This is a genomic window from Nocardia sp. NPDC055053, from assembly GCF_053608285.1.
This window is the reverse complement of the sequence record NZ_JBSGVD010000016.1, coordinates 1-22,026: the sequence shown is the minus strand read 5'-3', so window position 1 is coordinate 22,026 and position 22,026 is coordinate 1. Positions and strand designations below refer to the sequence as shown.

Annotated in this window: 25 protein-coding genes; 5 read left to right on the top strand and 20 right to left on the bottom strand. The window is 69.0% G+C overall.

Translation table 11 applies throughout. The features are described from left to right. Nucleotides 1–30 precede the first annotated feature (30 nt). The 4 genes from ACWF82_RS18355 to ACWF82_RS18340 form a co-directional block, all read right to left on the bottom strand. Nucleotides 31–996 (bottom strand): LysR family transcriptional regulator, encoded by a 966-nt coding sequence (locus ACWF82_RS18355; RefSeq protein WP_452502577.1) that lies wholly within the window; start codon nucleotides 994–996, stop codon nucleotides 31–33. Nucleotides 997–1,039: 43 nt separating this feature from the next. Beyond that, nucleotides 1,040–2,173 carry a protein kinase domain-containing protein gene (locus tag ACWF82_RS18350; protein ID WP_452502575.1) on the bottom strand — a complete coding sequence of 378 codons (1,134 nt, stop codon included), beginning with the start codon at nucleotides 2,171–2,173 and terminating at the stop codon, nucleotides 1,040–1,042. A gap of 62 nt (nucleotides 2,174–2,235) precedes the next feature. Next, nucleotides 2,236–3,858 carry a serine/threonine-protein kinase gene (locus ACWF82_RS18345; protein WP_452502573.1) on the bottom strand — a complete coding sequence of 541 codons (1,623 nt, stop codon included), beginning with the start codon at nucleotides 3,856–3,858 and terminating at the stop codon, nucleotides 2,236–2,238. Nucleotides 3,859–3,996: 138 nt separating this feature from the next. Continuing rightward, nucleotides 3,997–4,419: an uL11 family ribosomal protein gene (locus ACWF82_RS18340; protein ID WP_452502571.1), complete on the bottom strand. Its 423-nt coding sequence runs from the start codon at nucleotides 4,417–4,419 to the stop codon at nucleotides 3,997–3,999. Nucleotides 4,420–4,525: 106 nt separating this feature from the next. On the opposite strand from ACWF82_RS18340, the gene ACWF82_RS18335 reads away from it, so the two are divergent. After that, entirely contained in the window at nucleotides 4,526–5,329 is an 804-nt protein-coding gene (locus tag ACWF82_RS18335; RefSeq protein ID WP_452502569.1) for a transglutaminase-like domain-containing protein, read from the top strand. A 4-nt stretch (nucleotides 5,330–5,333) separates the two neighbouring features. Here the strand turns inward: ACWF82_RS18335 and rlmN are convergent, their stop codons facing one another. Further along, entirely contained in the window at nucleotides 5,334–6,443 is a 1,110-nt protein-coding gene (gene rlmN / locus ACWF82_RS18330) for a 23S rRNA (adenine(2503)-C(2))-methyltransferase RlmN (RefSeq protein ID WP_452502567.1), read from the bottom strand. Between the two features lie 113 nt (nucleotides 6,444–6,556). Here rlmN and ACWF82_RS18325 point away from each other — a divergent pair, with 113 nt between their 5' ends. After that, nucleotides 6,557–6,928, top strand: a complete 372-nt coding sequence (locus ACWF82_RS18325; RefSeq protein ID WP_452502565.1) for a LapA family protein — start codon at nucleotides 6,557–6,559, stop codon at nucleotides 6,926–6,928. Nucleotides 6,929–6,939: 11 nt separating this feature from the next. On the opposite strand, the gene ACWF82_RS18320 is transcribed toward ACWF82_RS18325, so the two are convergent. The 5 genes from ACWF82_RS18320 to rpsB all read right to left on the bottom strand — a co-directional run bounded on the left by ACWF82_RS18320 (nucleotide 6,940) and on the right by rpsB (nucleotide 11,303). Further along, the gene (locus ACWF82_RS18320; RefSeq protein WP_452502781.1) at nucleotides 6,940–7,809 is read right to left on the bottom strand and encodes a phosphatidate cytidylyltransferase; all 870 of its coding nucleotides are present in this window, start codon (nucleotides 7,807–7,809) and stop codon (nucleotides 6,940–6,942) included. 137 nt (nucleotides 7,810–7,946) lie between these two features. Further along, nucleotides 7,947–8,504 carry a ribosome recycling factor gene (gene frr / locus ACWF82_RS18315; protein WP_030202900.1) on the bottom strand — a complete coding sequence of 186 codons (558 nt, stop codon included), beginning with the start codon at nucleotides 8,502–8,504 and terminating at the stop codon, nucleotides 7,947–7,949. A gap of 48 nt (nucleotides 8,505–8,552) precedes the next feature. Beyond that, entirely contained in the window at nucleotides 8,553–9,281 is a 729-nt protein-coding gene (gene pyrH / locus ACWF82_RS18310) for a UMP kinase (protein WP_378852259.1), read from the bottom strand. A gap of 225 nt (nucleotides 9,282–9,506) precedes the next feature. Continuing rightward, on the bottom strand, nucleotides 9,507–10,331 hold the full coding sequence (gene tsf / locus ACWF82_RS18305; protein ID WP_379030894.1) for a translation elongation factor Ts: 825 nt from the start codon (nucleotides 10,329–10,331) through the stop codon (nucleotides 9,507–9,509). Between the two features lie 108 nt (nucleotides 10,332–10,439). Continuing rightward, entirely contained in the window at nucleotides 10,440–11,303 is an 864-nt protein-coding gene (gene rpsB / locus ACWF82_RS18300) for a 30S ribosomal protein S2 (protein ID WP_189024364.1), read from the bottom strand. 413 nt (nucleotides 11,304–11,716) lie between these two features. Between rpsB and ACWF82_RS18295 the strand changes: the two genes are divergently transcribed. From ACWF82_RS18295 to ACWF82_RS18285, 3 genes are all read left to right on the top strand, one after another. Next, a complete protein-coding gene (locus ACWF82_RS18295; protein ID WP_452502562.1) occupies nucleotides 11,717–12,130 on the top strand; it encodes a hypothetical protein in 414 nt (137 codons plus the stop codon). 184 nt (nucleotides 12,131–12,314) lie between these two features. Then, nucleotides 12,315–12,791, top strand: a complete 477-nt coding sequence (locus ACWF82_RS18290; protein ID WP_452502779.1) for a M23 family metallopeptidase — start codon at nucleotides 12,315–12,317, stop codon at nucleotides 12,789–12,791. A gap of 57 nt (nucleotides 12,792–12,848) precedes the next feature. Next, the gene (locus tag ACWF82_RS18285; RefSeq protein WP_452502560.1) at nucleotides 12,849–13,358 is read left to right on the top strand and encodes a DUF1990 family protein; all 510 of its coding nucleotides are present in this window, start codon (nucleotides 12,849–12,851) and stop codon (nucleotides 13,356–13,358) included. Nucleotides 13,359–13,399: 41 nt separating this feature from the next. Here the strand turns inward: ACWF82_RS18285 and ACWF82_RS18280 are convergent, their stop codons facing one another. The 10 genes from ACWF82_RS18280 to lepB all read right to left on the bottom strand — a co-directional run bounded on the left by ACWF82_RS18280 (nucleotide 13,400) and on the right by lepB (nucleotide 21,987). After that, nucleotides 13,400–13,768 (bottom strand): hypothetical protein, encoded by a 369-nt coding sequence (locus tag ACWF82_RS18280; RefSeq protein WP_452502558.1) that lies wholly within the window; start codon nucleotides 13,766–13,768, stop codon nucleotides 13,400–13,402. Between the two features lie 240 nt (nucleotides 13,769–14,008). Beyond that, entirely contained in the window at nucleotides 14,009–14,317 is a 309-nt protein-coding gene (locus ACWF82_RS18275) for a DUF202 domain-containing protein (RefSeq protein ID WP_452502556.1), read from the bottom strand. Further along, entirely contained in the window at nucleotides 14,314–14,679 is a 366-nt protein-coding gene (locus ACWF82_RS18270; RefSeq protein WP_452502554.1) for a YidH family protein, read from the bottom strand. The genes ACWF82_RS18275 and ACWF82_RS18270 overlap by 4 nt, the downstream gene beginning before the upstream one ends. Nucleotides 14,680–15,530: 851 nt before the next feature. After that, a complete protein-coding gene (locus ACWF82_RS18265) occupies nucleotides 15,531–16,454 on the bottom strand; it encodes a tyrosine recombinase XerC (RefSeq protein WP_452502552.1) in 924 nt (307 codons plus the stop codon). Nucleotides 16,455–16,861: 407 nt separating this feature from the next. Continuing rightward, a complete protein-coding gene (dprA, locus tag ACWF82_RS18260) occupies nucleotides 16,862–18,028 on the bottom strand; it encodes a DNA-processing protein DprA (RefSeq protein ID WP_452502778.1) in 1,167 nt (388 codons plus the stop codon). Between the two features lie 131 nt (nucleotides 18,029–18,159). Then, nucleotides 18,160–19,668, bottom strand: coding sequence for a YifB family Mg chelatase-like AAA ATPase (locus tag ACWF82_RS18255; protein ID WP_452502550.1), 1,509 nt, complete (start codon nucleotides 19,666–19,668; stop codon nucleotides 18,160–18,162). Next, entirely contained in the window at nucleotides 19,668–20,024 is a 357-nt protein-coding gene (locus ACWF82_RS18250) for a YraN family protein (protein WP_452502547.1), read from the bottom strand. Before ACWF82_RS18250 ends, ACWF82_RS18255 begins: the two co-directional genes overlap by 1 nt. Before the next feature lie 111 nt (nucleotides 20,025–20,135). Then, nucleotides 20,136–20,441 (bottom strand): DUF2469 domain-containing protein, encoded by a 306-nt coding sequence (locus ACWF82_RS18245; protein ID WP_011210678.1) that lies wholly within the window; start codon nucleotides 20,439–20,441, stop codon nucleotides 20,136–20,138. 46 nt (nucleotides 20,442–20,487) lie between these two features. After that, nucleotides 20,488–21,192, bottom strand: a complete 705-nt coding sequence (locus tag ACWF82_RS18240; protein ID WP_452502545.1) for a ribonuclease HII — start codon at nucleotides 21,190–21,192, stop codon at nucleotides 20,488–20,490. A 30-nt stretch (nucleotides 21,193–21,222) separates the two neighbouring features. Then, entirely contained in the window at nucleotides 21,223–21,987 is a 765-nt protein-coding gene (gene lepB, locus ACWF82_RS18235; RefSeq protein ID WP_452502543.1) for a signal peptidase I, read from the bottom strand. Between the last annotated feature and the right edge of the window lie 39 nt (nucleotides 21,988–22,026).

Here is a 22,026-nt window from a genome sequence, read left to right as displayed (position 1 = left end):
GCGCCGCAGGCGTTTTCGTGTGTCCGCCGGTCAGCGGCCGCGCCGGGCGCCCGGCTTGCGTCCCTTCCCCTGACGCGCGGGCTGCTGCTTGGCCGCCGGCTTCTTGGGCGTGTTCTTGCGCGCGGGTTTCGCCGCGGCGCGCCGCTCCGGTTCCGCGGCGGCGACACCGCGGGAACTGTTCGCCGAGCGGCCGCGCACGATCCCGACGAACTCCTCGAGCAGTTCGCTGTCGGTGCCCGCGGGCCAGGCCAGGGCGATCTCGGTGAACTCGGTGTCGCTGATCGGGCGGTACACCAGATCGCGTCGGTGATGCAGACGCGCGATCGACTGCGGCACGATCGTGGCACCGCCGATCGCGGCGACCAGCGCGAGCGTATCGACGGCTTGATCGATGTCGCTGCCGTCCTGGACGCTTTCCTCGGCCAGATCGGCCGGGCTGATCGTCTCCAGCAGCGAGAGCGCGTCGTCCTTCTGCACGACCGCGACCGGCGTCTCCTGCCACAGCGGGATCGCGTTCAGCGTGGTCCGGTCGATCGGCAACCGGACGAAGCACAGGTCGATGCGGCCCTCGCGCAGCACGGACTCCTGCTCCCCCTGCGCGATCCCGACGACCTCGAGCGGATGCTCCGGCAGCCGGTCACCCCAGATCCGCGCCCACTTCGACACGGTGACACCGGGCACGAACCCGACCCGCAGACTCGCGGGCGCTTCCGGCTTCTGCTCGCGCTCGGCCTGCTCCTGCGCGCTGATCAGCGCCCTGGCATGGGTCAACAGCGCGGCGCCGTCCTCGGTCAGCTGGGTGGGCGAGGCGCCGGGCACGAAAACCCGTGTCCCGAGCTCGTTCTCCAACTCGATGACGGTGGCGCTCAAGGCCTGCCGCGAGATCCGCAAGCCCTTCGCGGCCCGCGCGAAATGCAGTTCCTCGGCGACCGCGACGAAGCGACGCAGCCGGGCGAGGTCGACGGAGTCGGCGGCGGTGACATCGAAGTCGCTCATTCTGACCAGAATATGGCACCCGTCGCGGCGGCTTGCCGCCCGATCACAGGTTCAGCAACCAGACGACGCCGATGACCGACCCGATGACGGCGACCCAGATCAGGAAAGTGCCGAACATCGATCCCCACCCACCGCGCGACGGCGCCGGATACGGTGCAGGCGGCCGCATCGGCGGCCGCTGCTGCCAGGCCGCGGGGGCGACGGGGCGAGGCGCCATCGGCTGGTACGGATTCACCGGTGCCGGACGCGGTGCGCCCGGCACGTTGACCGGGGTCATCGGCGTCATCCCGACGAACGGCTGGGCGTGCGCCCCCGACGTGGGTGCCACCGTCGGCCGCGCGCCGGTGGTCCCGGTGCGCAGTGCCCGCTGCACGGCGTCGACGAACTCCTCGCACGAGGTGAACCGGTCGGCGGGCCGCTTGGCGAGCGCACGGGCCATCACGGCGTCGAGCACCGGCGGCAGTCCGGCCCGGCGCGGGCTCACCGGCGGTGGCGGGGCTTGCAGATGCCCGGTGATGACGGCGGCCGGGCTCGCGGCCTCGTACGGCGCGGTGCCGGTCAGCAGCGAGAACAGTGTGCAGGCCAGCGCGTACTGGTCGGCGCGGTGATCGAGGGCGGCGCCGGTGAGCTGCTCGGGCGCGGCGTAGGCGAGCGTGGCCGTGAACGACCCCGTCTCGGTCAGGTGCCCGGAGTCGTCGCGCAGCCGGGCGATCCCGAAATCGGTGAGATACACCCGTTCCTGGCTGTTGGACCGCGCCAGCAGGATATTGGCCGGCTTCACGTCTCGGTGCAGCACGCCCGCCCGGTGCGCGTAGTCCAGCGCGGCGGCGGTCTCGCCGATGATCTGCACCGCCCGGTCCGGCGGTAGTGTCCGCGGATCCAGGGTGGAGGCGTCGACCCCGTCGATGTATTGCATGCTGATCCACAGCTGATCGCCCTCGACGCCGCGGTCGAAGACGGTCACGATGTTCGGATGGTCGAGCTGGGCGACCAGGTCGGCTTCCCGCTCGAACCTCGCCCTGATCTCGGAGTCGGAGTACAGCTCCTGATTCAGCAGCTTCAGCGCGGTCCACCGCGGCAGCCGCGGATGCCTGGCCAGATACACCGACCCCATCCCGCCACGGCCCAACTGCCGGTCGATCGTGTATCCGGCGAATACCGTCCCGTCAGAAACCACTCTGACCCCCGAATCTCGCTCGTCGTCCGACGGGTGTGGACCCTACCAAACGGCGCCCCCTGTCACAGGGGGGCTTTGGCCAGCCGCGCGACCAGATCGTCGAGCCACCGCTGGTTGTCGCCCTTGTTGCCGCGCGCCGCCGGCATCGCCAGCAACACGAAACGGGCATGGTCAGGATTGGGGAAAGTCGAGATGATCGTGGCCTTCTCGGCGTCGTACTCGTTGGTGCAGATGAGCCGATGTTCCTGCCGCGTGCCCACGGTGACCGTCCCTCGATCGGTCGACGCCGCGGTGAAGGCGTTCACCGCGGACCGGGCGGCATCGACGGTCCCGAAACTGTAGAAGCGGTAGGCGAAGGTGTCGTCGCTGGGGCCGAGACACTCCCATCGAGCCTGCCAGCCGTTGAAACTCCGCTCCGCGCCTTTGTCGATCGTGTAGAACGACTTCCACACCGGCGCGCCCTTGCACGTGGTACCCCCGTAGCCGTCGTTCTTATCCGACGACGCGGGCAGCATCCCGGGGAACGCCGCGGACATGGCCCTCAGGTCGCGGTGGCCGCGCGATCGCTCGAGTTGCTGCGCCACGATTCCGGTGTCGTCCTGCCATGCCCAGACGCCGCCGCCGAGGACGAGCGCGCACACGATCGCCAGGGCGACAAGTCGACCGGTTCGCCTGCGCGGCGGCGCGGCCTTGGCCTGTGGATACGGGCGTGGACCAGGCTGTGGTGCGTAATACGGCGGAATTCCCGACGGCGGCCGAGCGATCCCCGAATAGGGTTGCGGCGCTGCGTGTTGCGGCTCGGGAATCGGCTGAGCGAACTGCGGCAACGACGACCCGGCGAAGACCGTGGGTTGCGCACCGGTCCCGCTCAGGGCGCGGCGGGCCGCTGCGGCGAATTCCGCGCAGGAGTCGAAGCGGTCGGACGGGCGCTTGGCCAGTGCGCGGCCGAGCACCGCGTCCAGTGCCGCGGGCAGCTCGGGCCGGTACCCGCGCACCGACGGCGGCGGCGATTGCAAGTGACCCTGGATCACCAGGACCGGATTGGCCGCCTCGAACGGAGCAACGCCGGTCAGCAACGAATACAGCGTGCAAGCCAGCGAGTACTGGTCGGAGCGATGGTCCAGATGGGCACCGGTGAGCTGTTCGGGCGACGCGTAGGCCAGCGTGGCGGTGAAAGTCCCGGTCTGGGTGAGGTGGTGGACGTCGTCGCGGGGGCGGGCGATCCCGAAGTCGGTGAGCAGGACCCGTTCCCTGCCGCCCGCGTCTGCCAGCAGGATATTGGCGGGCTTCACGTCGCGATGCAGCACACCGTTTCGGTGGGCATGGTCCAGCGCGGCCGCGGTGCCTTCGATGATGTGCAGGGCCCGCTCGGCGGGAACGGGGTGATCGATGGTGGCCGCGTCGACGCCGTCGACGAACTGCATGCTGATCCACAGCCGCCCGTCGTCGACGCCGCGGTCGTATACCGTGACGATGTTCGGGTGCTCCAGCTGCGCCGCCAGGTCCGCTTCGCGTTCGAATCGCGCGCGAATCTCGGTGTCGGCGAACAACTCCGGATTCAGCAGCTTGAGCGCGGTCTGACGCGGTAGCCGGGGGTGGCGGGCCAGGTACACCGATCCCATGCCACCCTGACCCAGCCTGCGTTCGATCGCGTATCCGGCGAAGACGTCGCCCGTCGCAAGCATGCTTCCCCCGTTGTCCTGCCGAATCGGTTCCACGCCGACGGCGTGCATCCGCTTCTTCGGCCGTCACCAACTTAACGCCTGCGCGGGTCGCACCTGGCATCTGTGTCCCCGCACGGGGATCGGGTTCGGCGGCAGAGGTCAGTCCTCGACCCGCACACCCATCGATCGGGCGGTCCCAGCGACGATGCGCATCGCCGCCTCCACATCGGTGGTGTTCAGGTCGGGAAGTTTGCGGATCGCGATGCGCCGCAACTGTTCCCGCGAGAGCGCGCCGACCGGTTTGTGGCCGGGCTGGGGTGAACCGGGTGTGCCGAGGGCCTTGCGGATCAGCGACGCGGTTGGCGGCGTCTTGAGCCGCATGGTCCAGCGTTTGCGGGCATCGATCGTGATGACCGCGGGGATGATCTCCCCACGCCGATCCGCGGTCGCCGCGTCGTAGCGGCGTTTGACTTCGAACGGCGGGACGCCGGTGGGACCGAGCATCTTGCCGAGAATCATGAGGGAGGCATTGCCCGCCTCGAGTTCGAGAGTGACTGTGACAGAGGCTGTTCCGCGCGCCATAGTCAACCATCTCCGACGCGGGCCTCGATCCGGTCCCGCGCCGGTAACGCCTGGGCCGCAACGTGTTCGAGTCGCCTCGCGCCTGTCCGCCTGGCAGGCTGGAGCGGTGAAACGTGACGTTTCCGCCACCCTGGAGATCGCGGTCCACGCCGGCACGGTCCTGCAATGGCAGATCGCGGTCGCCCGGCAACCGGGCATCGACCTGGTCGAGTCCATGACGTGCGTGCTCGACGGGGAGTTCCTCACCCCGCGCGAGGTGATCGGACCGCACCATTCCCGGCTCCATGTGCTCGAGACACGCGCGGGCACGCTCCGCCTCGACTATCAGGCGACGGTGTTCGGCGTTGCCGTCCCCACACCGGCGACGGACTACGAGATCGCGCTGTACCGGCGCCCCAGCCGCTACGCCGAATCGGACAAGCTACTCGGCTTCGCCGCCGCCGAATTCGGTTACGGCATCATCGATCCGGACATGCCCGCCCGCGTCGCGGCATGGGTGGGCAGGCGCATCTCCTACGTCTCGGGCAGCAGCGCGCCGATCGACGGCGCGGTCGAGACGCTGCTGTCCGGAACCGGCGTCTGCCGCGACTTCTCCCACCTGGTGGTGGCGCTGCTGCGCGCGGTCGGCGTCCCGGCCCGGGTGGCGGCGGTCTATGCCCCCGGCTGCGTGCCGATGGACTTCCACGCCGTCGCCGAGGCCTACGTCGACGGCGCGTGGCGCGCCCTGGATCCGACCTGCCTGGCGCCGCGCTCGAGCCTGGTCCGCATCGCCACCGGCCGCGACGCCTCCGATATCGCCTTCCTGGACAACCACGGCGGCGACATCACCCTGAACTCGATGTCGGTGCAGGCCTTCGTCGACGGTCCGCTGCCCTACGACGACTTCGTCCAGCCGATCAGCATCGAATAGCGGATCAGCCTTCGGCGGCGAGCTGGCCGCAGGCGGCGGCGATCTCCTGGCCGCGGGTATCGCGCACCGTGCACGACACGCCCTGGGCGATCACGCGGCGCACGAATTCCTTCTCGACCGGCTTCGGGCTGGCGTCCCACTCGCTGCCCGGGGTGGGGTTGAGCGGGATCAGGTTCACGTGGACGAGCGGGCCGAGTGCCTTGTGCAGCTTCTTGCCGAGCATGTCCGCCCGCCACGGCTGGTCGTTGACGTCGCGGATCAGCGCGTACTCGATCGACACCCGGCGCCCGGACTTGTCCGCGTAGTACCGGGCGGCGTCGAGCACTTCGGCGATCGACCAGCGGTTGTTCACCGGGACCAGGGTGTCGCGCAGTTCGTCGTCGGGGGTGTGCAGCGAGACCGCGAGCCGCACCGACATGTCCTCGTCGGCGAGCTTGCGGATCGCGGGGGCAAGGCCGACCGTCGACACCGTCACCGAACGCTGCGAGATACCGAGGCCGTCGGGCGCGGGCGAGGTGATCCGGCGGACCGCGTTCACCACCCGCTTGTAGTTGGCCAGCGGCTCGCCCATCCCCATGAACACGATGTTGGACAGCCGGCCGGGACCACCGTGCACCTCACCGTCGCGCAGCGAGGCGGCGGCAGCACGCACCTGGTCGACGATCTCGGCGGTCGACAGATTGCGGTTCAGGCCCGCCTGGCCGGTCGCGCAGAACGGGCACGCCATGCCGCAGCCCGCTTGGCTCGAGATACACAGCGTGTTGCGGTCGGGGTAGCGCATGAGCACGCTCTCAAGCAGGGTGCCATCGTGGGCACGCCAGAGCGTCTTGCGGGTATCGCCCTCGTCGCAGGCGAGATGGCGGACCACCGACAGCAGCGGCGGGAACAGCGTCTCGCCGACCTTGTCGCGCACGTCGGCGGGCAGATCGGTCATGTGCGCCGGATCGGCCTGCAGCCTGCCGTAGTACTGGCGGGCCAGTTGATCGGCCCGGAACTTCGGCAGTCCCAGCTCCTGCACCGCGACCTTGCGTTCGTCCGCGTCGAGATCGGCGAGGTGGCGCGGCGGCATACCGCGGCGCGGGGCATCGAACACGAGGGGCAGGGAGGTGGCCATAATTCGACCATTGTCCCAAACGGGGCAGCGGGCCCGGTCGGCGGGCCGCCACGCCGAACGCCGTTATCGAGAAGATGCGTGCACGGGTGATAGCTGTCGGCAATGATCGAACCATGTCCACCAATGCCGAATCAGGGGCGTCACCGGCCGAGCACGAGCCTCCGGCACAGGCGACCGAGCCCACCGAGGCCAAGCATCGCCGGGACGAGCGGGTACCCGCGAAACGCGCCACCCCGCCCGGGGTCCACGGTTCGAAAACCGGCTACGCCTGGATCGCCCTGATCGCGGCCGCGATCATCGGGATCGTCGTGCTGATCTTCATCATCCAGAACCTCGAAAAGGTCACGGTCGAGATGCTGTTCTGGCACTTCTCGCTACCGATCGGCATCACCGTGCTGCTGTCGGTGATCGCGGGCGCGCTGGTGATGGCTCTGGTCGGTGGCGTGCGCATCCTGCAGCTACGGCACGCCGCCAAGAAGCCCTGACCTGGCGCTCTCTACAGCAGCGCGCTGAGCACAAGCCACGACACGAAGGCCGAGGGCAGCATCGAATCGAGGCGGTCCATGATGCCGCCGTGTCCGGGCAGCATCGTGCCCATGTCCTTGATGCCCAGTTCCCGCTTGATCTGCGACTCGATCAGGTCACCACAGGTCGCCACGACCACCAGGCCGACACCGAGCACCACACCGATCATCGAGTTCGCCTCGAGCAGCAGGGTGACGGTGAGCAGACCACCGATCACGCTGAACACCAGCGAACCGCAGAACCCCTCCCACGACTTCTTGGGACTGATCGCGGGCACCATCGGATGCCTGCCGAACAGCACGCCGGCGACATAGCCGCCGACATCGGAGCAGACGACCAGGATCATGAACGTCAGCACCCGCAGGTTGCCGTCGGGTTCGAGCAGCAGCAGCGTCGAGAACGCGGCGAGCAGCGGGATCCAGGTGAGCGTGAACAACGTGATCGCGGTGTCGCGCAGGAAGTTCTTGGGCGCGGTGGTCAGCCCGTGGTCGAACAGCCGCCACACCATGCACACCAGCGCCGTCGCCGCGAACGCGCCGACCACGCCCTGCGCACCCCACGGCCAGCCAAGCCAGAACACCGCCTGGCCGCCGACCAGCAGCGGGATCCGCGGCACCAGGACGTCGGCCTCGCGCAGCCGCTTGGCGACCTCCCAGGTCGCCACGGCAACCGCGACGCCGACCACCCCGATGAACACCTTCGGGACGAACAGCAGGATCGCGATCAGCGACAGGCCGAGCCCGAGTCCGACCGCCAGTGCCGCGGGCAGATTGCGACCCGCGCGCGACGTGGGCGCCTGCGGCTCGGCAGGCGCCTCGTCGTCCGGTGTCTGCGGCGCCACGCCGGTCGTGTCGACCTGGTCCGGCGTCGGCTCCGGTGCCGCTCCGGTGGCGGCGGCGTCTTCGGCCACGATTGTCCCGTCGCTCAACTCGTCGTTCCGTTCATCCCCCGCACGAGCGGGACTGGCGAGATCTGCGCTCAGACCTCGAGCAGTTCGGCTTCCTTGTGCTTGACCAGCTCATCGATCTGGCCCACGTACTTGGCGGTGGTCTTGTCGAGCTCCTTCTCGGCGCGCCCGACCTCATCCTCACCCGCCTCGCCATCCTTCTGGATCCGGCCGAGTTCGTCCATCGCCTTACGACGGACGTTGCGGATCGAGACCTTGGCGTCCTCGCCCTTGCCCTTGGCCATCTTGACCATCTCGCGGCGACGTTCCTCGGTGAGCTGCGGCACCGTGATGCGCAGGATGTCACCGTTGTTGGTCGGGTTCACGCCCAGGTCGGAGTTGCGGATCGCGTTCTCGATCGGGCCGAGCTGGCTCTGCTCGTAGGGCTTGATCACCACCATGCGCGGCTCCGGCACGGTGATGCTCGACATCTGGGTGATCGGCGTCAGCGAACCGTAGTAGTCGACCACGACGCGGGCGAACATGCCCGGGTTGGCGCGGCCGGTGCGGATGGTTCCGAGGTCGTCCTTCGCCACCGAGACGGCCTTCTCCATCTTCTCCTCGGCATCGAAGAGCGCTTCATCAATCACGACCGGTTCCTCCACAGCGTCGTATCGTCATCTTCCGCGGTTGCGGGATCAGGACCGAACCAAGGTGCCGATATGTTCACCGGCGACTGCGCGGGCAATATTGCCCTTGGTCAACAGATTGAACACCAGAATCGGCATCTGGTTGTCCATGCAGAGACTGAAGCACGTGGCATCTGCCACCTTCAGGCCCTTTTCGAGCACTTCCTTGTACGTGATCTCGGTGTACATGCTCGCGTTCTTCTCCACGCGGGGGTCGGCGTCGAACACGCCGTCGACCGCCTTGGCCATCAGCACGACGTCGGCGCCGATCTCGAGCGCGCGCTGTGCGGCGGTGGTGTCGGTGGAGAAATAGGGCATGCCCATACCGGCACCGAAGATCACGACGCGGCCCTTCTCGAGGTGCCGCTTGGCGCGTAGCGGGAGATACGGCTCGGCGACCTGCCCCATCGTGATGGCGGTCTGTACGCGGGTGTCCACCCCCTGCTGCTGCAGGAAGTCCTGGAGCGCAAGGCTGTTCATCACGGTGCCGAGCATGCCCATGTAGTCCGAGCGGGCGCGTTCCATGCCGCGCTCCTCCAGCTCGGCGCCGCGGAAGAAGTTGCCGCCACCGATCACCACGGCCACCTGCACACCGGTTTCGACGATCTCGGCGATCTGCTCGGCCACGGTCTGCACGACATCGGGGTCGAGGCCGACCCCGCCGCCACCGAACATCTCCCCACCCAGCTTGAGCAGCACCCGGTTGTATCCAGGGCGGTCGTTACCCGGGTCGGTCATGGGTGTTCGTCTCCTTCGGCGAGGTTGAGATCGGTCGAACTGCGGGCACGCGAATCGGCCGCACTGAGCGGCATCCATCCTGCCTTATCCGGTTCCCGCCACCGCACAAGACCCCCTTGCGCGACGCGCAGACCCCAGAACTGGGGGCAGCTGCCGTCATGAATCGGCAAAGAGCCCCTCGGGTGCAGACGTGGGCTGCTCCCGAGGGGCTCTCGTTCAGGCGGATCAGGCCTGGCCGACCTCGAAGCGGGCGAAGCGGGTCAGGGTGACACCGGCCTCGTCCAGGAGGGCCTTGACGGTCTTCTTCGAGTCGGTGACCGACGCCTGCTCGAGCAGGACGACGTCCTTGAAGAAGCCGTTGACGCGGCCCTCGGTGATCTTCGGCAGCGCGGCCTCCGGCTTGCCCTCTTCGCGGGCGGTCGCCTCGGCGACGCGACGCTCGTTCTCGACCAGCTCGGCCGGGACCTCGTCACGGGTGACGTAGCGGGCCTTGAGCGCGGCGACCTGCATGGCGGCGGCACGGGCGGCCTCGGCGGCGGCGTCGCCTTCACCGGTGTACTCGACCAGCACGCCGACGGCGGGCGGCAGGTCCGAAGCACGCTTGTGCAGGTAGGTGGCGACCGGGCCGTCGAAGGAGACGACGCGACGCAGTTCCAGCTTCTCGCCGATCTTGGCGGCCAGCGCCTGCACGGCCTCGTCGACGGTGCCGTTGTCGAGCTTGAGCGCCTTCAGGGCGTCGAGGTCGGCCGGCTTGCCAGCGGCGGCAGCGGTGACGACGGCCTCGGCCAGCTCCTGGAACTCGGCGTTCTTGGCGACGAAGTCGGTCTCGGAGTTGATCTCGACCAGGACGCCGTCCTTGGCGATGACCAGACCCTCGGCGGTCGCGCGCTCGGCGCGCTTGCCGACATCCTTGGCGCCCTTGATGCGCAGCACCTCGACGGCCTTGTCGAAATCGCCGTCGGACTCGGCCAGCGCGTTCTTGCAGTCCATCATGCCGGAGCCGGTGAGCTCCCGGAGCCGCTTCACGTCAGCAGCGGTGTAGTTCGCCATCGGGGGCGAGCCTCCTCGTGTGTGGGGTGCTTGGGTGTTTACACCACCTTGCCGACCGCTTCTGAATTCAGAAGGGCCGGCAAGGTGAACGTAGAGCTACCGATCAGCTCAGAAGTCGGCCGGGGTGTGCTGCGCCGGGTCGGCCTTGACCTCGGCCTCGGCCTCGGCGGGCGTCTCGACGGCAGCTTCGGCGGCCGGGGTCGCCTGAGCCAGCAGCTCCTGCTCCCACTCGGCGAGCGGCTCACCGGCGCCGGCCTCGGGCTTCGCGTCGCCGGAAGCCTGGCCCGCGCGGGCCTGCACGCCTTCGGCCACCGCGGAGGCGACGACCTTGGTGAGCAGAGCGGCGGAACGGATCGCGTCGTCGTTACCCGGGATCGGGTAGTCGACCAGGTCGGGATCGCAGTTGGTGTCCAGGATCGCGATGACCGGGATGTTCAGCTTGCGAGCCTCGCCGACGGCGATGTGCTCCTTGTTGGTGTCGACGACCCAGATGGCCGAGGGCACCTTGGCCATGTCGCGGATACCACCGAGGGTGCGGTCCAGCTTGGTCATCTCACGCGTCAGCATGAGGATTTCCTTCTTGGTGCGACCCTCGAAGCCACCGGTCTGCTCCATGGCCTCGAGCTCCTTCAGGCGCTGCAGGCGCTTGTGGACGGTCGAGAAGTTGGTGAGCATGCCACCCAGCCAGCGCTGGTTGACGTAGGGCATCCCGACGCGAGTCGCCTCGGCCGCGATCGACTCCTGGGCCTGCTTCTTGGTACCGACGAAGAGAACGGTGCCACCGTGGGCGACGGTCTCCTTGACGAACTCGTAGGCCTTGTCGATGTAGGTCAGCGTCTGCTGCAGGTCGATGATGTAGATGCCGTTGCGGTCGGTGAAGATGAACCGCTTCATCTTCGGGTTCCACCGACGAGTCTGGTGCCCGAAGTGCGCGCCGCTGTCGAGCAGCTGCTTCATAGTTACGACAGCCATAGCTCCCGTATCTCTCTTTCGTTGCCGGTTGACGCAGCCGATCGGCGATCGACTGCCCTGGCGCCACCGAAACCGCCGGACCCGATCGGAAAACCGGGACCAGCCGACGATTTCACTGTTCATCCGCTGGAGAACTCGCGCTGACATGCCCTCACGGACCGTCTGCATAACGAGCGACGACCGGATGGACGAGCACGGGTGGCGCGCGAAGTCGGTCCGTGCTGTGCACACACTCGCTGCTGAGCACAAACCGCGTTGATCAGTCTACGCGGATCAGCGCCAGGGCCGAAATCGCCCCCGTGCTTGGACCGCCCATACCCGCGGTGAAGTGCGCGGTATCCACATGTGGCGGAGTTGTCCACATTCGGCGAACCGGGCCGCCGGGCGGGGTGTTCGGCACCGAGAGTTGGTGCATGAACATCTTCACACGAACTCTGATCTCCACGTTTCCGCTGGTGTGCGCCGCGGGGGTGCTGGCCGCGCCTGCGGCGGCGCATCCCGGCGATCGGGCGCCGATCACGCCGGTGTGCTCGGGTGCGCCCGCTCCGCCGCCGGAGCGTCACGGGGCAGCGGGACCGCTTGTTCCCGCGCGCGAGGGAACCGTACCCGCGCGGGTACCGGTCCGGGTGACGGTCCACGATCTGACCGGTGCACCTCCGTCGGCGGCGCGCGGGGAGGCGGGGCGCCCAGCAGCGCCGATCGAAGTCGAGATCGTCGTCAAGGGTGATGGCAGCGGATCGGCGGCGGAATTGCCCGCCGTGCTGCGCGACCTGGTGCGGACGCTCGCGACGCCGCGACGCGTCCCTTCGCCGCGGCCCCATCGCTGAGCTCGGTGTGAGCACTCCCCAGCCGAAGGGCCTCGCGAAGGTCACGAACCCGATGTCCCCGGCCACCGGCCGGTACTCGGCGGAATCGGCACATCCAGCCACCGGTCTCCAGCTCGCAGGGATCGCCATCGGCAATCATCGGGCGGCCGGGCGCCGTGTCGCGGCGCTGTGGCTGGTGGCGGTGATGCTCGGTGTTGCGGCGCCGGTCGGTGCTGCCGAGGTGGGCGTGTTCGGCTGGCCGCTGCGGCCGAAGCCGACCGTCGAGAGACGCTTCGACAAACCGGAGCGGAACTGGCTGCCCGGGCATCGCGGGGTGGATCTCGCCGGCAGCGCCGGGCAGCTGGTGCTTGCCGCTGGCGACGGCATCGTCGTGTTCGCGGGGGTGGTCGCGGACAAGCCGGTGGTGTCCATCGACCATCCCGGTGGTGTGCGCACGACCTACGAGCCGGTGGAAGCACAGGTCACCGTCGGGAGACGGGTGAGCAGGGGTTCGCCGATCGGCACGTTGGTGGCCGGGCATGAGGGGTGTCCGGCCGCCGCTTGTTTGCATTGGGGTGCGCGGCGGGAGGCGAGCGAGCACGGCAGGCGCGAATATGTCGATCCGCTGGGTCTGCTGCACGAGGTGCCGGTCCGGTTGAAGCCGCTGGAGGCGGTGCTGTGACGAACCACTCGGCGACACCGAGTACATCGACCTCGATCGCGGGACGACAATCAGGGTGTGTCAGAATCAGCGCCTTTCACCTACCCCGAGGTGGGTGCCACCCGTGCGACCTTCCCTTCGGGCTACCACCGGTTCGAGCATCGGCGGCCGCTGGGCCACGGCCGTGATCTGTTCGACCGGGCCGCCACGCACATCCTCGACTTCGGGATACAGAAGGGTTCCGGTGTCTTCGAGCGCGCCGATACCGACACCGCTGTGGCTGGAACGGAATTGACGGTCCGGATCGGGCTCGGCCCGATCGGCATCGTCGCACCCTGCCGGGTGGTCTACGTTCTGGACGAACCAGACCGGCGGGGGTTCGCGTACGGCACGCTTCCCGGACATCCCGAGGTGGGTGAGGAACTGTTCGCTGTCGAATACGACCCAACGGACGACACGGTGTACGGACTGGTCACCGCCTTCTCACGGCCCGGTACCTGGTATGTGCGGCTTGGCGGTCCCGCCGTCCGGCTGATCCAGCGCTGGTTCGCCCACCGGTACCTGAACACCCTGCCCACGGGCGACTGAGCCCACCTGATCAGGGCGAGGTCTTCTCGCGACCGCGGTGGTCAGAGGAGGGCGGCGAGAGTGTCCGCTTCGGCGGTCAGGGAGTCGCGGCGGTCGGTGGCGCCGAGGCGGTCGTATTCGGCTGCGGCGTCTCGTCTTTCGCCGATTTCACGACGCACGATGTCGGCGATGTCGGCTTCGGTGAGGTCACGGCGTCGGGCTTCGGCGGCGCCGAGGCCGACCGCGCTGTCTTCCAGCGCACCGGCTTTCACGTTCGCCGCGTCGACCGCCTCGGCATTGTCGATCGCTGCCAGCGCGGAGCGCAGTGCCGAGATCGCACTGCGGTCGCGGGCCCTCATCGCGGGCTTCAAGGCGGCGCGCAGCCGCTCGCGCAGGGCTGAATCGGGCTGGTCCGACACTCCGGGAGTCATGCTCGACGAGCCTAATTGGCGGTTCGGAGAGCGTCGAGCGAGTTCTGACTGCGGTAGGAAAGGCGCGGAAGCGGTCGCCGGGGAACTGCACGCGCGAGTCACGGCAGACGATGAAGCCCGATCGATGCCGCGGGGACACGCGCTGGGTGGGATCGCCGGCCGGTCGCACGGACCTGGTCGCACGGCACACGACAGGATTGCGTTCGCGCGGTCGCCATGCCGCTCTGTTCTGCGAAGGGCTCAGTCGAACAGCCGGTCGACCAGCACGCCGCTGACGGCGATGAGTGCGATGACTGCCACCGCGAGCGTTGCGGTCACCACGACACGGCCGCCCGCGGTCACCTGTCCGTGGTGGAGTGCGCGACCGCGTGACCAGCCGAGGAAACTCAGTAGCAGGGCCACGAGGGCGGCGGCCAGCGGGAGCACGTTGATCGGCCAGCCGTCGCGGGTGACCTGGTGGGCGAACAGCAGGGCGCAGCCCGCCGCCCCCAGGGAGGTGCGGCGCCAGGCCAGCGCGGTGCGCTCCATGGCCAAGGTGGGCGCCGTCATGACAGCAGCACGGCCAGGCAGGCGAGAGCGGCGACAAGTGCCACGCCGACCGACAGCACGGGAACCAGAATCGTGCCGGGAAGCGGCCGCCCTACCCGCATCGCGACATCGACCCGGCGCCAGTGCCGGAAAGCGCCGAGCGCCACCGCGAATGCCATCACCAGACAGCTCACCGCGATCACACCGCCGAGCCCGGCCAGACGCAGTGGCTGGACCAGGGTGTGCACGGCGACACCGCCGGCGAGCAAGCCGAGCGCGGTCCGGATCCAGGCCAGAAACGTTCGCTCGTTGGCGAGGGTGAACCGATAGTCGAGCTCTTCCTCACCATCCTCGGATTCGCCCCCGACCTCGGGCAACGCCATCACCACCACCTCCGCTCCCCATCTTGCCGTGCCGCCCGGAAACGCGACCGCAACAGCACGACGCGGGCGCGCCGCTCACGCACCGCGCGTACCGGTTCCCACCCAGGCACACCGGTTTCGCACGCGGTGCACCAGGCACGCACCGGGTGCATCGGTCACGCGTGCGGGCACACCGCTCACGCACCGGTGCATCGGTCACCCACGGGGCATGCACCCACCACGGGCCCAGGTGCGCGGACCACGCGGGATTGCACAGTCACGCCCGCGGTGCACGAGTCACGCACCAGGTGCATCGGTCACGCATACGGGCACACCGCTCACGCACCGGTGCATCGGTCACCCACGGGGCATGCACCCACCACGGGCCGGCCCAGGTGCGCGGACCACGCGGGATTGCACAGTCACGCACGCGGCGCACCAGTCACGCATGCAGGCACACCGCTCACGCACCGGTGCATCGGTCACCCACGGGGCATGCACCCACCACGGGCCCGGCTACGCCAGTCACCACGCGGGAATGCACCGTTCACCCACCGGGATGCACCCACCACACGCCCGGCTACGCCAGTCACCACGCGGGAATGCACCGTTCACCCACCGGGGATGCATTCGTCACACGCCCGGTAACGCCACCAGTCACCCGCGGGATTGCGCCGCTCACACGCCCGGGTGTGCCTGGCCAAGCGGGGGCGCCGGGTCACTCGCGCGGTCGCGCCGGTCACCTTCGCCGGGACTGCACCGATCACATGTGCGGGCTCCTCCACGGCGGCGACGTGGCACGACGGGCCGCCCGCAGCGTGGCCGGAAGGTTGTCAGATCCGGCCTGTGCTGCACATGATCGAGCGCGTCGACTACGCGCGCGGGTGGGCCTGGTCGTGTACTCGCTTGAGGCGCTCTACCGAGACGTGGGTGTAGAGCTGGGTGGTCGCCATGCTGGCGTGTCCAAGTAGTTCCTGGACGACTCGTAGGTCGGCGCCGCCCTCGAGCAGGTGGGTGGCGGCGGTGTGGCGTAGGCCGTGGGGGCCCATGTCGGGTGCACCGGGGATCGCCGCGACGACCTCGTGGACGACGGTGCGGGCCTGGCGTTGGTCCAGGCGGCGGCCGCGTTGCCCGAGGAGGAGCGCTCGGCCGGAGTGATCGTTGACCAGGGAAGGGCGGCCCGCGCGGAGCCAGGCGTCGAGCGCGGTATCGGCGGGACCGCCGAACGGCACCGAGCGCTCCTTGTTTCCCTTGCCGAGCACCCGCACGAGCCGGCGTTCACGATCGATGTCGTCGATATCGAGCCCGCACAGCTCGCTGACACGGATCCCGGTGGCGTACAGCAACTCCACGATCAGCCGATCCCGCAAGGCCATCGGGTCCTGCTGGGCAGCACCGGATTCCGCGGCATCCATGGCCTGCACGGCTTGCCCCTGTGCCAGCACAGCAGGCAATACCCGATGCGCTCGCGGCGCTTGCAACCGCAACCCCGGGTCGACCGCCAAGCGCCCGGTTTCGGTCAGCCATGCGGTGAAAGTCTTTGCGGCAGAGGCTCGCCGGGACAAGGTCGTCCGCGCGGCCCCCGACGCGGCGAGCTCGGCCAGCCACGACCGCAACAACGGCAGATCCAGCTCACGCACCGCCGAATCAGCCGACCGCGCATACAGATGCTCCAGCAACGACCGCACATCCCCGAGATAAGCCCGCACGGTATGCGCCGACCGATTCCGCCCCAACCGCAGATGCCGCCCGAACTCGGTGAGCAGCGCGGTCAGATCATCGGGCAACACATCCATGCCCCCACCGTGACCCTTCCCATCACCCCACGCAACCCACCACGCCGCACCAGACAGCCCATCACCACCTCGCGTCCACGGTGCACGTCCCGGCACCAGACCTCACCCTGGCCCTGTCGGCATCGTTCAATCGCGCTCGGCACCTGCCGGTCATGCCCGATCACACCGGTCCGACCCCAGCTCCGCATCACGGTGCTCACCTCGGTTGGTGGGCTCGAGTCCGGTGCCCCTTCACCCGCATAACCGAACCTCTAGTGCGGTGCCACTATCACTCGCACAACCGAATTCAGCCCGCCCAAGCTCACGTTCGAATCCCACCGCCGCTCCCGGAACCAGCTCCTCGCGGCGCAGCGGCCCACCCAACCTGGAACTCGCCGACCTGGTCGCGCCTCCCGACACGACCAGGCTCACCTCGTGTTGCGGCCTCGAGTCCGGAACCATCCGTCGGAATCGCAGCCCACCAGGTCGGCGAGTTCCAGGCCGGGGAGGACGGCGCGGACGGTGGCGAGGTCGAGGCCGGATTGCTGGGCCAGTTCGAGGGGGAGACGGGAACCGATGGCGGGGAGGGCCGCGTAGACGTCGGCTTCGGCACCGCGCAGGTGAGCCGCGGGGTCGACGGTGGCGTCGGTGACCGGGAGGCGGAGCGGGCCCGCTTCGTCGATGACGTCTTCGGCGCGGGTGACGAGCAGCGCTTCGCCCTCGCGGATCATGCGGTGGCAGCCGGCCGACGAGGCGGATCCGACAGGGCCGGGGACCGCCATGGCGGGTCTGCCCAGGCGGCGGGCCCATTTCACGGTGTTGCGGGCGCCGCTGCGCAGGCCTGCTTCGACGACGAGGACGCCGTCGCCGAGGGTCGCGATGAGCCGGTTGCGGGCCAGGAAGCGGTGTTTCTGCGCGCTCGCGCCCGGGGGATATTCGCTGAGGACGAGACCCGTATCGGCGATGGCGGCGAGCAGGCGGTCGTGCTGGGCGGGGTACGGCCGGTCGACGCCGCAGGCGAGGACGGCGACGGTCGAACCGCCGACGGCGAGCGCCGCCCTGTGCGCGGCCGCATCGATACCGAATGCCGCACCGGAGACGATGGTCCAGCCCCGCCCGGCCAGGTCGCAGGCGATCTCGCCGGCGACCTGCACACCGTAGCCACTGCTGCATCGCGAACCGACCACGGCGACAGCACGTTCGGACGCGGCCTGCAAGGACAGCGGGCCACGCGCCCACAACACGAGCGGCACCGCCCCTTCGCGATCGCGGTCGGTGTCGAGTTGATGCAGTCCGAGCATCCGCCAGCCTGGCCATTCGTCGTCATCGGGCGTGATGACCCGTCCACCCAGCCGCGCGATCGCGTCCAGATCGGCTGCTGCCGTATCGATCTCACGGCGGGCCGCCGTCGGCTCGCGCAATGCTTCCGGTAGTTCGTGCTCACGCACGGCCCGCGCCGCCTCGCACACCCCGACCGAGGCGATCAGGGCCGACAGCGGCGCACACGGCCCCTGCACCACCCGCGACAGATACACCCACGCGAGCCTGCGTTCATCGACGTCCAGCTCCACCACCCTGGTCGAGGCCACACCCATCCCGGTCCGGTCCGCACCCATCCCGGTCCGGTCCGCACCCACTCCGGCCCGGTCCACACCCACTCCGGCCCGGCCCACACCCATCCCGGCCCGGCCCACACCCAGCCTGGTCCGGTCCGCACCCGGCCCGGTCACTGCGCACCCCGCTGCCGGAAGTTCAAAGCCGACAACACATCCTGCACCGTCGGGACCTCCCCGCCGCGCAGGTCGCAGACCGTCCAGGCGACCCGGATCGCCCGGTCCGCGCCACGGGCCGACATCCGGCCCAGCCGCAATGCCGTATCGATCGGCGCGATCGAAGCGCGCGGCAGCCGGAACCGTTGTCGCAGAACATGTCCGGGCACTTCGGCATTCGTAGCCCAGCCGTCGGCACTCCAGCGCTGCGCGGCCAGCGCCCTGGCCTGCGCCACCCGTGCCGCCACGGTGGAGCTGGTCTCGGCCTGCTCGTCACCGAAAGTCGCACCTGCTTGACCGCGCATCTGCACCCAGATGTCGATGCGGTCCAGCAGCGGACCGGACAGCTTGCCGAGATAGCGACGCCGAGCCAGCGGTGCGCAGATGCAGTCGACATCCCGTGCTGGCGCGCACGGGCAGGGGTTCGCGGCCAGCACGAGCTGGAACCGGGCGGGGTACCGCGCGACACCGTCGCGCCGGGCGATCCGCACCTCTCCCTCCTCGAGCGGAGTACGCAGTGCCTCCAGCACTTTCGTGCCGATCTCCGCGCATTCATCGAGGAACAGCACGCCCCGGTGCGCCCGGCTGACCGCCCCTGGCCTGGCCATGCCGGAACCGCCGCCGATCATCGCGGTCACCGAGGTCGAGTGATGGGGTGCGACGAACGGCGCGAGGGTGATCAACGGCTGCTCGGCGGACAGCGACCCCGCCATCGAATGGATCGCGGTGACTTCGAGGGATTCCGCCTCCGACAGCGGCGGCAGCAAGCCCGGAAGTCGTTGCGCCAGCATCGTTTTGCCGATGCCGGGCGGCCCCGTCAACAACAAGTGGTGACCACCGGCCGCCGAGACTTCCAGCGCCCAGCGCGCCTCGTCCTGGCCGACCACATCGCTCAGGTCGCCGCTGGGCGCCTGCGCTCCCGGCACGATCCCGTCCGGTTCCAGCAGGTTGCCTTCACCACGCAACCAGGTGACCACCGCCCGCAAACTCGTCGCGCCGAGCACCTCGATCCCCTCGACCAACCCCGCCTCGGCCACCGCGTCCGCGGGCACCACCACGGTCGGCAGTCCCGCGGTACGCGCGGCAATGACGGCGGGCAGCACCCCACGCACCCGGCGCACCCTGCCGTCGAGTGCCAGCTCACCGAGCAGCACCGTCTTGGCCAGCCGCTCCCCCGGCACGGCACCCGAGGCGTCGAGCACCGAGACCGCCAGCGCCAGGTCGTAGACACTGCCCACCTTCGGCAGCGTGGCGGGGGACAGCGCCAGGATCACGCGCCCGTCCGGCCATTTCTCCCCCGTGTTGGCGACCGCGGAGCGCACCCGATTGCGCGATTCCTGTAGCGCCGTGTCGGGCAGGCCGACCAGATTCACCGAAGGCAGACCTTGACCGATGTCGGCCTCGATCTCCACCAGCTGACCGTCGACACCGGTCACCGCCACCGACAACGCCCGACCGAGCGCCATCAGAACGCCCCGGCCAGATGGTCGATGACCGGCCGGTGCCCCCGCGGGACCAGTACCGACACCACATCGAACCGGATGCGCCGCCACGGCCCTTCCTGCTCGGCCAGCCACAGCAGCGCGAGCCGCCGGATCCGCTGCTGTTTGCTGAAGGTGACCGATTCGGCCGGTGTCCCGAATCCCAGCCCTGATCGCGTCTTCACCTCGACGAAGGCCGTGATCGCCGGGTCCTGGACGATCAGGTCCAGCTCGCCGTACCGGCATCGCCAATTGCGGGCGACGATCTCCATTCCCGACTCACGCAGGTACTGCGCGGCCAGCTTCTCCCCGTATGCGCCGAGCGCCTGTTTGTCTGCCACGAGTCGAAGCATGCCGACTCGCACTGTCGGCGTCCGTCCGCCGACCTGGGCGGACAACAAACCTGTGGACAACCGCCGGCCTGTGGACAACCTCAGGCCGGCGGTGCGCCCTCACTCCGGCAGACGGAGGTCGGGCTTCTCCAGTTCTTCGATGTTCACGTCCTTGAACGTGATCACTCGCACGTGCTTGACGAAGCGCGCGGGACGGTACATGTCCCACACCCACGCATCGCTCATCCGCACTTCGAAGTAGACCTCGCCGTCGGCGTTCTGCGGCCGCAATTCGACAGAATTGGCCAGGTAGAAGCGACGTTCGGTCTCCACCACGTACGAGAACTGGCCGACGATGTCCTTGTACTCGCGGTACAGCGACAGCTCCATCTCGGTTTCGTACTTCTCGAGGTCCTCAGCACTCATCGGGTGGGCCGTCCTCCTTCTAGCAGCGCCGCGTTCATAGTGGACATCATCGCGCATGCGCGGCGCGGGAAGCCACTCGGCTACCGCCGGGCACCTCGAGTTCGCGCACATTGCGCCAGGACCGGCGATGTTCGGTGCTCGGTCCGAGCTGCCGCAGCGCGGCGGTGTGCTCGGGCGTGTTGTAGCCCTTGTGCGCGGCGAATCCGTATCCGGGCAGTTGCCCGTCGAGCTCGACCATCATCCGGTCCCTGGTCACTTTGGCCAGGATGCTCGCCGCGGCGATACAGGCCGCGGTGCCGTCGCCGCCGATGACCGGCAGTGACGGCGCGGGCAGGCCGGGAACCTTGAAACCGTCGGTCAGGATGTAGCCGGGGACGCGGCCGAGACCGGCGACCGCCCGGCGCATGCCCTCGATATTGGCGACGTGGATGCCGATGGAGTCGATCTCCCAGGCGGGCACCACCACCACGCTCCACGCCAGCGCCAACCGCTGGACGACCGGGAACAGCTCCTCACGGACCGCCTCGGTCAGTTTCTTGGAGTCGTCGAGCCCGGACAGCTTGTCGTAGGCCTTGGGCGCCAGCAGGCACGCGGCGATCACCAGCGGCCCGGCACACGGGCCGCGGCCCGCCTCGTCGACGCCGGCCACCGGGCCGAGGCCGCCGCGGATGAGTGCCGCCTCGAGTGTGCGTAGTCCCCCGGCTCTGCGCATCACGACCCGCGGCGGCCAGTTGGTCCGATCCTGCCCCACAGTTCGATTGTCCCCGTGTCTCGTCGCGTGTCAGTTTTCCTGCGCGTTCTGGCTGCGTACCGGGCCCATCCGGCTCGGCGGCCAGATCTTGAACACCGTCTTGCCGCGCACATTGTCCACCGGCACCGTTCCCTGCAGATCGTCGCTGACGTGGGCGCGGGAATCGGCCGACTCGTTGCGGTTGTCGCCCATCACCCACAGGTTGCCCTCGGGCACCTTCACCGGTCCGAACACCCGGCCCGCCGGGTAGACGGCGTTGGGACGGTCGGTGAACCAGGGGTAGTCCTTCTTGATGTACGGCTCGTCGAGCGGTTTGCCGTCGACCATCACCCGGCCCTGCGGATCACAGCACTGCACGGTCTGCCCGCCGACGGCGATGACGCGTTTGACGAGATCGTTCTCGTCCGGCGGGACCAGGCCGAAGTAGGACAGGAAGTTCTGCACGCCACGCACGACGGTGTTGTCGGAGCGGATCGACTTGTAGTGCCCGTTCCACGACGGCGGGCCGACGAAGACCACGACATCGCCGGGGCCGGGTTCGGAGGCGTAGTAGCTGATCTTCTCGACATAGATGCGGTCGCCGATCAGCAGCGTGTTCTCCATCGACTGCGACGGGATCACATAGGGCCGTCCGACGAAAGTGACCATCAGCGCGGCGATGACCGCCGCGATCACGATCAGTATCGGCAGCTCCTGCCAGAACGGGCGCTGCTTCTTCTCGCTGCGCTGTCTCTTGCGCTGTCCACCTTCGTCACCCGAATCGGACACCGACACCGACCCACTTTCGTCTGCCACGCCGAACAGAGTAGCCCGGCGCCCCGACCGAAGTCGGAG

What these genes read in the sequence shown, in the direction of transcription:
- ACWF82_RS18340 (WP_452502571.1), bottom strand. Translation starts at nt 4,419, where the DNA reads ATGGCGCGCGGAACAGCCTCTGTCACAGTCACTCTCGAACTCGAGGCG.
- ACWF82_RS18255 (WP_452502550.1), bottom strand. Translation starts at nt 19,668, where the DNA reads ATGGCGCTCGGTCGGGCGTTGTCGGTGGCGGTGACCGGTGTCGACGGT.
- ACWF82_RS18325 (WP_452502565.1), top strand. Translation starts at nt 6,557, where the DNA reads ATGTCCACCAATGCCGAATCAGGGGCGTCACCGGCCGAGCACGAGCCT.
- dprA (WP_452502778.1), bottom strand. Translation starts at nt 18,028, where the DNA reads ATGGGTGTGGCCTCGACCAGGGTGGTGGAGCTGGACGTCGATGAACGC.
- rpsB (WP_189024364.1), bottom strand. Translation starts at nt 11,303, where the DNA reads ATGGCTGTCGTAACTATGAAGCAGCTGCTCGACAGCGGCGCGCACTTC.
- ACWF82_RS18245 (WP_011210678.1), bottom strand. Translation starts at nt 20,441, where the DNA reads ATGAGTGCTGAGGACCTCGAGAAGTACGAAACCGAGATGGAGCTGTCG.
- ACWF82_RS18265 (WP_452502552.1), bottom strand. Translation starts at nt 16,454, where the DNA reads ATGGATGTGTTGCCCGATGATCTGACCGCGCTGCTCACCGAGTTCGGG.
- pyrH (WP_378852259.1), bottom strand. Translation starts at nt 9,281, where the DNA reads ATGACCGACCCGGGTAACGACCGCCCTGGATACAACCGGGTGCTGCTC.
- rlmN (WP_452502567.1), bottom strand. Translation starts at nt 6,443, where the DNA reads ATGGCCACCTCCCTGCCCCTCGTGTTCGATGCCCCGCGCCGCGGTATG.
- ACWF82_RS18295 (WP_452502562.1), top strand. Translation starts at nt 11,717, where the DNA reads ATGAACATCTTCACACGAACTCTGATCTCCACGTTTCCGCTGGTGTGC.
- ACWF82_RS18275 (WP_452502556.1), bottom strand. Translation starts at nt 14,317, where the DNA reads ATGACGGCGCCCACCTTGGCCATGGAGCGCACCGCGCTGGCCTGGCGC.
- tsf (WP_379030894.1), bottom strand. Translation starts at nt 10,331, where the DNA reads ATGGCGAACTACACCGCTGCTGACGTGAAGCGGCTCCGGGAGCTCACC.
- ACWF82_RS18290 (WP_452502779.1), top strand. Translation starts at nt 12,315, where the DNA reads ATGCTCGGTGTTGCGGCGCCGGTCGGTGCTGCCGAGGTGGGCGTGTTC.
- ACWF82_RS18270 (WP_452502554.1), bottom strand. Translation starts at nt 14,679, where the DNA reads ATGGCGTTGCCCGAGGTCGGGGGCGAATCCGAGGATGGTGAGGAAGAG.
- ACWF82_RS18345 (WP_452502573.1), bottom strand. Translation starts at nt 3,858, where the DNA reads ATGCTTGCGACGGGCGACGTCTTCGCCGGATACGCGATCGAACGCAGG.
- ACWF82_RS18280 (WP_452502558.1), bottom strand. Translation starts at nt 13,768, where the DNA reads ATGACTCCCGGAGTGTCGGACCAGCCCGATTCAGCCCTGCGCGAGCGG.
- ACWF82_RS18355 (WP_452502577.1), bottom strand. Translation starts at nt 996, where the DNA reads ATGAGCGACTTCGATGTCACCGCCGCCGACTCCGTCGACCTCGCCCGG.